This window comes from Variovorax sp. RKNM96, assembly GCF_017161115.1.
Lineage (GTDB): Bacteria > Pseudomonadota > Gammaproteobacteria > Burkholderiales > Burkholderiaceae_C > Variovorax.
Genome location: NZ_CP046508.1, coordinates 5,132,247 through 5,145,820 on the forward strand (window position 1 = coordinate 5,132,247; position 13,574 = coordinate 5,145,820).

Consider the following 13,574-nt stretch of genomic DNA (forward strand, 5'->3'; position numbering starts at 1 on the left):
CTCCTCAGTTCACGCGGCGGTCATGGCCCGCCCAGTACGGCGTCTGGATGGCCTTGCGCGCGATCTTTCCGTTGGCGTTCTTCTGCAGCGTCTCGACGAACTCGATGCGGCGCGGCCGCTTGAAGCCCGCGAGCCGCTCGGCGCAGAAGGCATCGAGCGCCGCGGCGTCGAGCACCGCGCCGGGCTTGCGCACGATGTGCGCGGCGACGGCCTCGCCCCACTTGTCGTCGGGCACGCTGAACACGCAGGCCTCGTCCACCTCGGCATGCTGGTAGAGCACGGCCTCCACCTCCGAGGGGTATACGTTGAAGCCGCCGCTGATCACCATGTCCTTCTTGCGGTCGACGATGTAGATGTAGCCCTCGTCGTCCGCGCGGGCGAGGTCGCCCGTGTGGTAGCGGCTGTTCTTCAGCACCTCGGCCGTGAGTTCGGGCGCGCGCCAGTAGCCCGCGAAGATGTCAGGACCGCCGACCACGATCTCGCCGATCTCGCCCGTGGCCACCGGCAGGCCTTCGTCGTCGACGATCTCCACCACCGACTCGAGGAACGGCCGGCCACACGACGCAAGTCGCTCGGGCATCGCGGCACGCGCGAAAAGATGGTCTTCCACGCTGAGGCCGCACACGCCCGAGGTCGTCTCGCCCGCGCCGTAGCCCTGCGAGAGCACCGGGCCGAACACGTCCATCGCCTGCATGATGCGGGCGGGCGCCATCGGCGCCGCGCCGTAGCCCAGGCGCCGCAGGTCGGGCAGCGGGCGGTAGCGACCTTGCACCTCGGCCAGCAGCATGTTGATCATGGTTGGCACCATGAAGGTGTGGGTCACGCGCTCGCGCTTCATCTCGGCGATGAAGCGGCCGGGGTCGAAGCCGCTGAAGAGGCGGATCGTCGCGCCGCTGCACAGCGCGGGCACCAGCTGCATGCCCGAGGCATGGGTGATCGGCCCGACCAGCCCCAACAGGTCGCCGGGCTGCAGATTGTCGGCGCGCATCAGGAACTTGCGCAATTGCGCCAGCCGGTTGCCGAAGGTCTGCATCGCGGCCTTGAGCACGCCGCTGGAGCCCGAGGTGTAGTGCAGCACGGCAAGCTCGTCGACATGCACGCGCACGGGCATGAAGCGGTCGCTGGCGCGCGCGAGAACGCCTTCGTAGGAGGCCTGCGTGTTCTCGGCCGCGTCGAGCAGCAGCAGCCGCGGCGCGCCGTGCTTCAGGTGGGCAAGGAAACCCTCGGCGCGCTCGGCGGTGGTGACGATCAGCGTCGCCTCGCTATTGGCGATGACCTCGGCCACCTCGACCGGCGCGAGCCGCGCGTTGATCGGCGCCTTCACCAGCGCGGCCTTGTAGCAGGCCAGCTCCAGTTCGACGATCTCGATGCAGTTGGGCAGGTACACGCCCACGCGGTCGCCACGCTGCAGGCCCAGGCCGCGCAGCGCATTGGCCAGGCGGTTGGAGCGCTGCTCGAGTTCTTCGTAGGTGACCGAGCGCTGTGCGCTGGTGACGGCAAGACGCTTCGCGTGGATGCGGGCGGCGCGGGATGCGAGCTCGCCGACGTTGGCGATCTCGGGGGCTGTGGTTTGCAAGTTGTCTCCTGGATGCCCGTGCCACGGCACGGGATGGAGACGACTTTGGCAGGGGAAGGCGCGCAACAACAAATACGGATTGCTGATGCACGGCCATCAGAAAAGTTGATGGCCTGCCAGTTCCAGGCCATCAACGCGATGACTTAGCCGGCCGGACCACCGTGGCCGGCACGCCGCTTGCCGAACAGGAACTCTGCCTCCCAGCGGCCCGACGCAATCATGTGGCGCGCCTCGTCGACCAGCACGTCCAGCACCGCTTGGGTCGCGGGGTCAGGCTCGCGCGCCGCCGGGGTCGCAAGGAAATAGGTGCGCGCCAGATCGGGCTGCACCACGCGCGCGACCAGCCACTGCTTGCCGCTCGGCGGTGCATCGCCTATGGCGCAGGCCGGCGAGAAGGTGAAGCCAGCCCCAGCCAGGTACAGCGAGCGGATCACGCGCGCCGAGTCGTGTTCGTGCGCGATGTTGAGTTCCAGCCCCAGGTCGGTCGCAGTGCTCTCGACCTGTGCCCGGATGCTGAAGCGGCGCGACTGCAGCACCAGGGGCAGGTTGGCCGCGCTTGCGAATGGAAGCTCGGGGCGCTGCACTGCGGCGGTCTTGCCCTTCACCGCTTTCTTGCCGGCGGGCTGCATCGTCATGGCCGCCACCTCGCCATTGGCGTCATAGCCGCAGACGAACATCGCTTCGCGCGTGAAGGGCTTCACGTCCAGGCCGTTGACGTACTCGGTGTCGACCAGCACACCGATGTCTGCGCGCCGCTCGACCATGGCCTTGCGCACCATCAGGCTCAGGTCGTCGAGAACGAACACACGGATGCGCGGGTGAGTGTGCTTCAGCCGCGCCAGCACCGGTCCGAGCAGCAGCGAGGCCAGCAGAAAAGGCACCGCTACCGTGACAGAGCCTTCGGGCCCGTCGGGCGCGCGCTGCAGGCGCTCGCGCATGGCGCTAGCGTCGGACAGCAGCTTGCGCGCGTCCTGGTACAACTGCAGGCCGGCCGCCGTGGGCGTGACCCCGACGTGCGAGCGTTCGAAGAGCTGGGTGCCGACCTCGACCTCTAGCTTCTTGATCTGCGCAGTGAGCGCGGGTTGAGCCACGTACAGCGCACCCGCCGCGCGCGACAGGCTACCTGCCTCAAGTACGGCGATGAAATAGCGAAGGGATCTAAGTTCCATGGCCCCACGATTCTGTACCGTTCCATCCTTATCGCTTCCAAAGCGTCACACGCCGCCTGTGTGTGCGCGGTCATGACATAGGGCGGCAAGCCGATGGCGAAAGACGAGCAATGGAACAACCACAGTTGCCCGCCACCAACGTCCGCAAAGACCTTGGGCTCGTCGATTCATGGTGCGCCAACATGACTTCAGCGCCGAAGGTCTGAACGCTAGCCGGCGAGCTTTTCAGATGGGCACACCCACACTATCTTTGTGCCCGGCTTTCCGCCGAAGCGGATCAATGGGTCATCACCTCGCGCGCTGAATCATGGATGCGCGGGTTCATTGACAAGCATCGCAGTCGGTCGCGAACTGATGAACATCGGAGCGGAACCCGGCTGCTGCATCGAGTCAGGCCCCAGGAACACCAAGGACGACGATTGGCGAAGCTCAACTGAATGTGGGCAAAAAACATGGGCAGACCAACCTACGGCCGCGGCAAAGTTCCGCCCCAAGCAAAAAGCCCCTGTAGCAGGGGCTGCTACAGGGGCTTCGGTTTGGCGGAGTGGACGGGACTCGAACCCGCGACCCCCGGCGTGACAGGCCGGTATTCTAACCAACTGAACTACCACTCCTGGTAGACAACGTTCACTCCTTGCGGAGCCGAGTGTTGACAACTCGTGCCTGCTTCACTTGCATGAAACTGGCGACCCTACGGGGATTCGAACCCCGGTAGCCACCGTGAAAGGGTGGTGTCCTAGGCCTCTAGACGATAGGGTCAAAACCTTAGGAACCGTGCTGCGATCAGCACTTATCTTCTTCTCGACATTTTTGATGGTGGAGGTAAACGGGATCGAACCGATGACCTCTTGCATGCCATGCAAGCGCTCTCCCAGCTGAGCTATACCCCCTCTTTGACATTCAGGCTCTTCTTTTCAGAATTACCGTGTGTCGGTGTCGAGCCTCAAATTATAGACCGAAAAATCAGGCCCTTTTCAAACGCTCCACAACTTTTTCGCGAGAAAAGATGGCGAGCACCGAATCGAGGGATGGCGTCTGCGGTGTTCCCATCACGAGGACGCGAACCGGCATGGCCAACACGGGCATTTTCACAGAATGCGCGGCCAGAACTTCCTTGATGGCCGCGGCGATCGAAACTTTTTCCCACGTCACGCTCGCGAGCTTCTCGGCCAGCGTCGCGATGACGGGCTTCACCGCATCGGTGACGTGCTGCGCGCGATCGGCATCGCTGGGCGTCACGTCCGTGTAGAACGCGGCGGCCCAGTCGGCCAGCGCGACCGTGGTTTCGCAGCGGTCCTTGAAGAGCGCACAGATGGCAACGAGCCGATCGTCGGCCTCGATGCCGCGCTTCTTCAGTTGCGCGGCCACGAGCGGCGCGAGTTCCGCATCGGCCTTGGCCTTGATGTACTGCGCGTTGACCCAGGCGAGCTTCGCCGCATCCCACTGCGCGGGGCTCTTGGAGAGGTGCGAACCGTCGAACCAGCTCACCATCTGCTCGCGCGTGAAGAGCTCGTCGTCGCCGTGGCTCCAGCCCAGGCGCGCGAGGTAGTTCAGCATCGCCTCGGGCAGGTAGCCGTTCTCTTCATAGGCGGTGACGCTCACCGCGCCGCGGCGCTTCGAGAGCTTCTGCCCGTCGTCGCCCAGGATCACCGGCACATGGCCGAACTGGGGCAGCGGTGCGCCGAGCGCACGGAAGATGTTGATCTGCCACGGCGTGTTGTTGATGTGCTCGTCGCCGCGGAACACGTGCGTGATGTTCATGTCCCAGTCGTCGACCACCACCGCGAAGTTGTACGTGGGCACGCCATCTGGCCGCAGGATGATGAGGTCGTCGATCTCGCGGTTGTTGATGGTGATCTCGCCCTTGACGAGGTCGTTCCACGTCACGTCGCCTTCGGGCGGATTGCAGAAGCGCACCACCGGCGGCACGCCTTCGGGCACGGCCGGCAGCACCTTGCCCGGCTCGGGGCGCCAGCGGCGGTCGTACAGCGTCTTCTCACCGCGCGCGCGTTGCGCCTCGCGCATCTCGTCGAGCTCGGCCGGCGTGCAGTAGCAGTGGTAGGCGGTGCCTGCCGCGAGCATCTGCGCGATGACTTCGCGATACCGCTCCAGACGCTGCATCTGATAGATCGGGCCCTCGTCGTAGTCGAGGCCGAGCCAGTGCATCGAGGCGAGGATCTGGTCGGTCGAGTCCTGCGTGGAGCGGGCCACGTCGGTGTCCTCGATGCGCAGCACGAACTCGCCGCCGTGGTGGCGCGCATAAGCCCACGAATAGAGCGCAGTGCGAGCCGTGCCCAGGTGAAGGAAGCCGGTGGGAGACGGAGCGATGCGGGTGCGAACTTTGCCGGTCATGAAATCGATTCAGGTATTCAGTGTGCTCAGGCCGCGCGAAAGGTCGGCCGTGATGTCGTCGATGTACTCGAGGCCGACCGCAAGGCGGATCAGCCCCTGGCTGATGCCCGCCGCCTGGCGCTGCACTTCGGTGAGGCGGCCGTGCGAGGTCGTGCCGGGATGCGTGATGATGGTCTTGGTGTCGCCGAGGTTGGTGGCGATGCTCACCACGCGCGTGCTGTTGATCACGTGGAAAGCGTTGGCGCGCGCAGCTTCGGGCGTGTCGCCGACCACGTCGAACGACACCACAGCCCCGCCCTGCCCCGACTGCTGGCGCATGGCGAGCTCGTGCTGCCCATGCGATGCGAGACCGGGGTAATAGACACGCGCGATGCCGGGCTGCTGCTCGAGCCACTGCGCCACGGCCAACGCATTCGCGCACTGCGCCTTCATCCGGATGCCGAGCGTTTCCATGCCCTTGAGCACGACCCATGCATTGAACGGCGACAGCGCCATGCCGGCGGTGCGCACGATCGGACCGAACACATCGACGATGAGCTTCGACGGGCCGCAGATCGCACCGGCCATCACGCGGCCCTGACCGTCGAGGTACTTGGTGCCCGAATGGATGATGAGGTCGGCGCCCAGCTCGACCGGCCGCTGCAGCGCAGGCGTGCAGAAGCAGTTGTCGACCGCAAGCAGCGCACCGGCGCCATGGGCCAGGTCGGCGAGCGCCCGGATGTCGCAGACTTCCGTCAGCGGATTGGTCGGCGTCTCGGCGAACAGCAGCTTGGTGTTCGGCTTGATCGCAGCACGCCATTCGGCCACGTCGGTCTGCGAGACGAAGGTGGTCTCGACGCCGAACTTGGCGAACTCCTTGCCGAACAGGTTCAGCGTGGAGCCGAACACCGAGCGCGAGCAGATCACGTGGTCACCGGCCTTCAGCAGGCCCATGCACATCATGAGGATCGCGCCCATGCCGGTCGATGCGCCGATGGCGGCCTCGGTGCCTTCGAGCGCAGCCAGGCGTTGCTCGAAGCTGGTCACCGTCGGGTTGGAGGTGCGCGAATAGGTAAAGCCCTGCTCGGTGCCGGCGAAGCGGCGTGCCGAGGTTTCGGCGTCGGGCTGCACGAAGCCGCTGGTCAGGAACAGCGCTTCGGAATGCTCGCCATGCTGGCTGGGCGCCAGCCCGGTGCGCAGCGCGAGCGTGTCGCGGTGCAGTCCGGGCGGCAGGGTTCGTTCGTCGGTCACTTCAGCTCTCACTCGCTGTGGTTGGGGAGCGCGAGGCGCGAAGAATCTTCTTCGGTCTCTTCGATGCGGGGGCGGTTGCCGTTCATGCGCGAGATCGCATCGGTATCGATGTCGCCGGTCACGTACACGCCGTCGAAGCACGAGGCATCGAAGCCGTCGAGCTTGCTGTTGAGCGAGCCGATGGCGCGCTTCATGGCATCGACGTCCTGGTAGATCAGCGCGTCGCAGCCGATCAGCTCGCGGATCTCCTCGACGGTGCGGTCGTGCGCGACCAGTTCGTCCTTGGTCGGCATGTCGATGCCGTAGACGTTGGGGTAGCGCACCGGCGGCGCAGCGCTGGCGAGGTAGACCTTGCGGGCGCCGGCATCGCGCGCCATCTGCACGATTTCGCGGCTGGTGGTGCCGCGCACGATGGAGTCGTCCACCAGCAGCACGTTGCGGCCCTTGAATTCGCTCGCGATCACGTTGAGCTTCTGGCGCACCGACTTCTTGCGCACGCCCTGCCCCGGCATGATGAAGGTGCGGCCCACGTAGCGGTTCTTCACGAAGCCTTCGCGGTACGGCACGCCCAGCAGGTGCGCGAGCTGCGTGGCGCTCGGGCGGCTCGACTCGGGGATCGGGATGATCACGTCGATCTGGTTCGGCGGCACGGTGGAAACCACGCGCTTGGCCAGCGTCTCGCCCAGGTTCAGGCGCGCCTGGTAGACCGAGATGCCGTCGAGCACCGAGTCCGGACGCGCGAGGTACACGAATTCGAAGATGCAAGGATTCAGCGTGGGCGCCTCGGCGCACTGCATCGAATGGACATTGCCTTCCAGGTCGATGAACACCGCTTCGCCGGGGTTGATGTTGCGTTCGAACACATGGCCCGAGCCTTCGAGCGCGACCGATTCGCTGGCCACCATGACGGTGCCGTCCTTCGCATTGCGGCCCATGCACAGCGGGCGAATGCCGTACGGATCGCGGAAGGCGAGCAGGCCGTGGCCGGCGATCAGCGACACCACGGCATACGAGCCGCGCAGGCGCTTGTGCATGTTCTTGACCGCGGCGAACACTTCGGCCGGATGCAGCGGCACGCCGCGCGACGAGCGCTCCAGTTCGTGCGCGAGCACGTTGAGCAGCACTTCCGAATCGCTCTCGGTGTTGGTGTGGCGGTGGTCGGTGGAGAACAGCTCCGAACGCAGCGCGTGCGCGTTGGTGAGGTTGCCGTTGTGCACCAGCACGATGCCGAAGGGCGCGTTCACGTAGAAGGGCTGCGCCTCTTCCTCGCTGTAGGCGTTGCCGGCGGTCGGGTAGCGGACCTGGCCCAGGCCCACGTTGCCCGGCAGCGCGCGCATGTTGCGGGTGCGGAACACGTCGCGCACCATGCCCTTGGCCTTGTGCATGAAGAACTTGCGTTCCAGCAAGGTCACGATGCCGGCCGCGTCCTGGCCGCGATGCTGCAGGAGCAGCAGCGCGTCATAGAGCAACTGGTTGACGGGTGCGTTACTGACAACGCCGACGATTCCACACATGAGCGATTCCTTCAGGGCAGGTAGCTTGCCAACTTTTCAGGCAGCGCGGGTTTCAGGCCCTGCAATGCCGCATCGAGAACACCGGCACTGAGCGAGTCGCGCCACCAGGCACTGTCGCTCAACACCAGCAAATGAACAACGACTGCCAGCACGAGCAGGGCCACTGCGCCCCGCGCCGCACCGAAGGCAGCTCCCAAAATCCGGTCCACAGGCCGAAGGCCCACGACGGTGATCAGCTTGCGCGTGAGCGCCGCCACGAGCCCCACGCCGAACGCCACCGCCACAAACACCAGCACGAAGGCCAATGGATAACGCCACGTCGCCTGCGGCTCGCCGAACGGCAACCACGCCGCCACATCGGAAGCCAGCCACTGGGCAGCGATGAAAGCAGCCACCCAGCCCATCAGCGAAATCACTTCGAACACCAGGCCCCGCATGAGGCCGAACAGCATCGACACCACGATGAGCGTGACGGCGATCCAGTCGAGCAGGGCCACGGCAGCAGGCGCCTGCGTTTACAACGTGAGGATCGCGGCCGACAAAGACAAGCCCTTGACCTTCTCCGCCGCCTTGTCCGCCTCGGCGCGCGAGCTGAACGGGCCGACACGCACACGCGTGCGCTCGCCATCGGCCGTCTTGGCAACGTGAACGTAGGTCTTGAGGCCGGCGCGCTCCAGCTTCTGGCGCACTTCGCGCGCCTTGTCGGCATCGGCGAAGGCGCCGACCTGCACGATGAAGCGGCCGGCAGCTTCGTCGGCGGCAGCGGGCTTGGGCGTTGCGGCGACAGCGGTCACGGGCTTGCCTTCGAGCAGCGCGCGGGCGCGGGCACCGTCGTCCGCCGCGACAGCGGGCTTGGGTTCCGGCTTGGGTTTCGGCTCCGGCTTGGGTTTCGCCTCAGGCTTGACTTCGGGCTTGGCCTCCGGCTTCGGCTTGACCTCGGGCTTCGGTTCGGGCTTCGGTTCGGGTTTCGGCTCAGGCTTGGGTTTGGCCTCGACGGCAGGCGACGTGCTGGCCACCGGCTTGCCGGGGTCGATCACGGTGCCGTCGGCGGTCTCGGTGATCATGCCGCCGGCCGATGAAGCTGCCGCCACGCGGGTGCTGTTGTCGGGAGCAACCGGTGCGCTGCTCGTTGCGGGTGTCGTTGCCGGTGCAGCGGGCACGGGCAGCGGCTTGACCTTGTTGCGGTCCGGAATCTCGATGGGGATGTCGACCGACACGGGACGCGGCTGTGTATCGAACAGCAACGGGAAACCGATCACGCCCACCAGCACCAGCACTGCGGCGCCCAGCAACCGATGGCGCGCGCGCCGACGCATGGTTTCGACACTTTCCGCGGGGACGGCCGCCGGGGCGTTGCGTCCTTCGTTGCCTTGTGGGCCGCGCGTGCGGAACTTGAAAAACGCCATGAAGTTCGATCCCTGAAGGAGTGCAGCGAGGTGATGCCAGGTGGTGCGGTCGACCTGTCGGTCAGCCGCCCGGCGACAGGTGTTTGGCTTGCAGCCGGGGGGTGCCGTTTTCGAGCACGCCACCCACGGTGAAGAACGATCCGAAGACCACGATTCTATCAGCGGGGTCCGCGTGCTCGATGGCTGCGCGCAACGCGTCCATGGGGCCTGCATGCACGCTGCCGGAGGCATCGGCGCGGGTGTTCTGCGCCTGCCAGGCGGCCAGCAGATCGGCCGCCTTGGCGGCGCGCGGCGTGGGCAGGTCGGTGAAGTACCAGCGGTCGATCATCGGGCCGATGCGCGCGAGGATCGGCGCGAGGTCCTTGTCGGCCATCACGCCGAAGACGCCGTGCGTCGTCGGAAAGAAACCCATCGCATCGAGGTTCTCGGCGAGCGCGGCGACCGCATGCGCGTTGTGCGCCACGTCGAGCACCAGCGCGGGCTCGCCCGGCACGATCTGGAAGCGGCCCGGCAGCTCGACCATCGCGAGCCCGTTGCGCACCGCCTGCGCCGTGATCGGCAACTGCGGACGCAGCGCCTCGAGCGCCGCGAGCACGCCCGCCGCATTGATGAGCTGGTTGGCGCCGCGCAGCGCCGGATAGGCCAGCCCGCTGTAGCGCCTGCCGCGGCCCGACCAGCCCCACTGCTGCTTGTCGCCCGACACGTTGAAGTCCGTCCCGAAGCGCCAGAGGTCGGCGCCGATGGCGTTCGCGTGGTCGATCACGCTCTGCGGCGGCACCGGGTCGCTCACGATGGCCGGCTTGCCGGCGCGCAGGATGCCGGCCTTCTCGAAGCCGATGCTTTCGCGGTCGGGCCCGAGGTATTCCATGTGGTCCAGGTCGATGCTGGTGATGACCGCGCAGTCGGCGTCGATGATGTTGACCGCGTCGAGCCGGCCGCCAAGGCCGACCTCGAGGATCGCCACATCGGGCTTTTCCTCGATCATGCAGTGCAGGATGCCGAGGGTGGTGAATTCGAAGTAGGTCAGGGGCATGTCGCCGCGAACCTTCTCCACCACTTCGAAGCTTGCTATCAGTTTGGAAGCATCGACCGATTCGCCCTTCAGGCGCAGCCGCTCTTCGAAGCGCACGAGATGGGGGGATGTGAACACGGCGGTGCGGTAGCCCGCATGCGTCAGGATCGACTCGAGCATGGCGCAGGTCGAGCCCTTGCCATTGGTGCCCGCCACGGTGATGACGGGGCAGCCGAATTTCAGGCCGAGGCGCCCGGCCATCTCCTTGGCGCGTTCGAGGCCCAGTTCGATGTTCTTGGGATGGAGTTGCTCGGCGCGCGCGAGCCAGTCGTTAAGGGTTTCCATGGAGGCCGGCATTGTCGCCGACCTGCCGGGCGCGGCATCATGGCGGCCATGACAACCCTATACGGCATCCCCAACTGCGACACCGTCAAGCGCGCCCGCGCCTGGCTCGACGAACACAACGTGGCCTACACCTTCCACGATTTCAAGAAACAGGGCGTGCCCGAGCCCGAACTCGACCAGTGGCTGAAGAAACCGGGCTGGGAAGCGCTGGTCAACCGTCGGGGCACCACCTGGCGCAAGCTCGACGAAGCCACCCAGAACAGCGTGGTCGATGCCGCGTCGGCCCGCGCCGTGCTGCTGGCCAACCCGAGCCTGATCAAGCGGCCGGTAGTCAACTGGGGCGCCAAAACCGGCGTTACGACGGGATTCGACGCCGAAAGCTGGGCTGTGAACGCCGTGTAAACCCCGGAACCCCGTCTCGCCGGCCGGCCTCCAACCCCGATCTGCAGGAGAGAACACCATGAACAGACACGTTTTTCGCACCCTCGCGGGGCTTTCGGTGGTCGGACTGATGGCCACGGGCGCCAGCGTCGCGCAGGCCCAGCAAGTGGTCCAGGCCCGGGTGATTTCCGCCACGCCGATCCGCGAAACGACCGGCAGCGACGTCAGCTACAACGTCACCTACGAATACCAGGGCCGCCAGTACACGACCCGCACCACCAGCCGGCCGGGCTCGACCATCGCGATCCAGGCCGGCGCCTACGGCGTGACCACCGCGCCCGTGCAGCCGCAATCGCAACTGCAGCCCTACCCGGTCGAGGCCAACGGCGGCCAGCAGTACCAGCAAGACCCGCAGTACCAGGAACAGTACCAACAGGGCGGCGGCTCCCCCTGGGAGAACGTCGTGCCGGAGCCCGGCGTGGTGGTCTCCGGGCAGGGTGCGCCGGTCTATGCACAGCCGGCCCCGGTCTATGCGCCACCGGTCTATGTGCAGCCCGCCTACACCTACCCGTATGCGCAGCCCTACGTCTACCCGCCGGTCGGCATCTCGCTGAACCTGGGCTATTCGCGCGGCTGGGGCGGCGGCTACTACGGCCGCGGCTATGGCGGCTACCGCGGTGGCTACGGCTATCGCGGCTACGGCGGTTACCGCGGCGGCTGGCACCGCTGAGCGGGTGGGGGCCGCCCAAGCCCCTAAAATCGAGGACTTTCCCAACCCTGACGGGTGCGCCGCCGGTGCGGTGCGTCCTCGATTCGCCGAGCCCCAGCGCCGGCGCCACCCAATGACGACGACTACCGACACTCTGAACAGCGCCGCAGTGGCCACCAAGGCCAATGTGTATTTCGACGGCAAGTGCGTGAGCCACAGCCTCACGCTCGCGGACGGCACCAAGAAATCGGTCGGCGTGATCCTGCCGTCCACCCTCACCTTCAACACCGGCGCGCCTGAAATCATGGAAGGCACCGCCGGCAGCTGCGAATACCTGCTGTCGGGCACCACCGAATGGGTCGCCTCGGGCCCGGGCCAGAAGTTCAACGTGCCTGCCAATTCCAGCTTCCAGATCCGGGTGACCGGCGAGCCTTACAGCTACATCTGCCATTTCGGCTGAACCGGGACCCTCACATGTCGACCATCCTCCAAAACGTTCCCGCCGGCCAGAAGGTCGGCATTGCCTTCTCCGGCGGCCTGGACACCAGCGCGGCGCTCCACTGGATGCGCAACAAGGGCGCGATTCCCTACGCCTACACCGCCAACCTCGGCCAGCCCGACGAACCCGACTACGACGAGATCCCGCGCAAGGCGATGCTCTACGGCGCAGAAAACGCCCGCCTGATCGACTGCCGCGCGCAGCTGGCCAACGAAGGCATCGCCGCCTTGCAGGCCGGCGCCTTCCATGTCACCACCGCGGGCGTCACCTACTTCAACACCACGCCGCTCGGCCGCGCGGTGACCGGCACCATGTTGGTGTCGGCGATGAAGGAAGACGACGTCCACATCTGGGGCGACGGGAGCACCTACAAGGGCAACGACATCGAGCGTTTCTACCGCTACGGCCTGCTGACCAACCCGAGCCTGAAGATCTACAAGCCCTGGCTCGACCAGGTCTTCATCGACGAACTGGGCGGCCGCGCCGAGATGTCGGCGTTCATGCAAAAGGCCGGCTTCGCCTACAAGATGTCGGCCGAGAAGGCCTACTCGACCGACTCGAACATGCTGGGCGCCACGCACGAGGCGAAAGACCTGGAGCATCTGAACAGCGGCATGCAGATCGTGCAACCCATCATGGGCGTCGCGTTCTGGAAGGACGAAGTCGAGGTCAAGCGCGAGACCGTATCGGTGCGCTTCGAGGAAGGCGTGCCCGTCGCGCTGAACGGCGTGGCCTACCCGAACATGGTCGAGCTGATCCTCGAAGCCAACCGCATCGGCGGCCGCCACGGCCTGGGCATGAGCGACCAGATCGAAAACCGCATCATCGAAGCCAAGAGCCGCGGCATCTACGAAGCCCCGGGCCTCGCGCTGCTGTTCATCGCCTACGAGCGCCTCGTCACCGGCATCCACAACGAAGACACGATCGAGCAGTACCGCGACCATGGCCGCAAGCTCGGCCGCCTGCTCTACCAGGGCCGCTGGTTCGACCCGCAGGCGATCATGCTGCGCGAGACGGCCCAGCGCTGGGTGGCGCGCGCCATCACCGGCGAAGTGACGGTCGAGCTGCGCCGCGGCAACGACTACTCGATCCTGAACACCGAGTCGCCGAACCTCACCTACAAGCCCGAGCGCCTGAGCATGGAAAAGGTCGAAGGCGCGTTCACGCCGCTGGACCGCATCGGCCAGCTGACGATGCGCAACCTGGACATCATCGACACGCGCGAGAAGCTGGCGATCTACACCCGCACCGGGTTGCTGTCGTCGAGCCAGGGCGCTTCGCTGCCCAAGCTGGCGAACGACGATGAGACCAGCAAGTAAGTCAACAAACACACTTCAATGAGAAACGGGCCCGATGGGCCCGTTTTTCTTTGATGCGCCGC

General features: G+C 66.1%; 12 protein-coding genes and 3 tRNA genes. 4 read left to right on the top strand and 11 right to left on the bottom strand.

All coding sequences use genetic code 11. The features are described from left to right. Positions 1-4: 4 nt before the first annotated feature. The 11 genes from GNX71_RS23675 to folC all read right to left on the bottom strand — a co-directional run bounded on the left by GNX71_RS23675 (position 5) and on the right by folC (position 10,616). Positions 5-1,576, bottom strand: a complete 1,572-nt coding sequence (locus tag GNX71_RS23675; RefSeq protein WP_206174686.1) for an AMP-binding protein — start codon at positions 1,574-1,576, stop codon at positions 5-7. A gap of 143 nt (positions 1,577-1,719) precedes the next feature. Continuing rightward, complete coding sequence (locus GNX71_RS23680) at positions 1,720-2,745, bottom strand: LysR family transcriptional regulator (protein WP_206174687.1); 1,026 nt, start codon at positions 2,743-2,745, stop codon at positions 1,720-1,722. 537 nt (positions 2,746-3,282) lie between these two features. Then, positions 3,283-3,359, bottom strand: a tRNA-Asp gene (locus tag GNX71_RS23685). Positions 3,360-3,428: 69 nt separating this feature from the next. Continuing rightward, positions 3,429-3,504: transfer RNA gene (locus GNX71_RS23690), tRNA-Glu, on the bottom strand. 55 nt (positions 3,505-3,559) lie between these two features. Continuing rightward, positions 3,560-3,635, bottom strand: a tRNA-Ala gene (locus GNX71_RS23695). A 73-nt stretch (positions 3,636-3,708) separates the two neighbouring features. Further along, positions 3,709-5,097: a glutamate--tRNA ligase gene (gene gltX, locus GNX71_RS23700; RefSeq protein ID WP_206174688.1), complete on the bottom strand. Its 1,389-nt coding sequence runs from the start codon at positions 5,095-5,097 to the stop codon at positions 3,709-3,711. A gap of 9 nt (positions 5,098-5,106) precedes the next feature. After that, positions 5,107-6,327, bottom strand: coding sequence for an O-succinylhomoserine sulfhydrylase (locus tag GNX71_RS23705; protein WP_206174689.1), 1,221 nt, complete (start codon positions 6,325-6,327; stop codon positions 5,107-5,109). 8 nt (positions 6,328-6,335) lie between these two features. Continuing rightward, a complete protein-coding gene (gene purF / locus GNX71_RS23710) occupies positions 6,336-7,841 on the bottom strand; it encodes an amidophosphoribosyltransferase (protein ID WP_206174690.1) in 1,506 nt (501 codons plus the stop codon). Between the two features lie 11 nt (positions 7,842-7,852). Next, the gene (locus GNX71_RS23715; RefSeq protein WP_206174691.1) at positions 7,853-8,338 is read right to left on the bottom strand and encodes a CvpA family protein; all 486 of its coding nucleotides are present in this window, start codon (positions 8,336-8,338) and stop codon (positions 7,853-7,855) included. An 18-nt stretch (positions 8,339-8,356) separates the two neighbouring features. Continuing rightward, positions 8,357-9,247, bottom strand: a complete 891-nt coding sequence (locus GNX71_RS23720; protein ID WP_206174692.1) for an SPOR domain-containing protein — start codon at positions 9,245-9,247, stop codon at positions 8,357-8,359. Between the two features lie 61 nt (positions 9,248-9,308). Further along, on the bottom strand, positions 9,309-10,616 hold the full coding sequence (folC, locus tag GNX71_RS23725; RefSeq protein ID WP_206174693.1) for a bifunctional tetrahydrofolate synthase/dihydrofolate synthase: 1,308 nt from the start codon (positions 10,614-10,616) through the stop codon (positions 9,309-9,311). 36 nt (positions 10,617-10,652) lie between these two features. On the opposite strand from folC, the gene GNX71_RS23730 reads away from it, so the two are divergent. The 4 genes from GNX71_RS23730 to argG all read left to right on the top strand — a co-directional run bounded on the left by GNX71_RS23730 (position 10,653) and on the right by argG (position 13,512). Next, the gene (locus GNX71_RS23730; protein WP_206174694.1) at positions 10,653-11,006 is read left to right on the top strand and encodes an ArsC family reductase; all 354 of its coding nucleotides are present in this window, start codon (positions 10,653-10,655) and stop codon (positions 11,004-11,006) included. 58 nt (positions 11,007-11,064) lie between these two features. Then, entirely contained in the window at positions 11,065-11,715 is a 651-nt protein-coding gene (locus tag GNX71_RS33700; protein WP_206174695.1) for a hypothetical protein, read from the top strand. Between the two features lie 112 nt (positions 11,716-11,827). Then, positions 11,828-12,154 (top strand): pyrimidine/purine nucleoside phosphorylase, encoded by a 327-nt coding sequence (locus GNX71_RS23740; protein WP_206174696.1) that lies wholly within the window; start codon positions 11,828-11,830, stop codon positions 12,152-12,154. Positions 12,155-12,168: 14 nt separating this feature from the next. Further along, on the top strand, positions 12,169-13,512 hold the full coding sequence (gene argG, locus GNX71_RS23745; RefSeq protein WP_206174697.1) for an argininosuccinate synthase: 1,344 nt from the start codon (positions 12,169-12,171) through the stop codon (positions 13,510-13,512). Positions 13,513-13,574 lie beyond the last annotated feature (62 nt).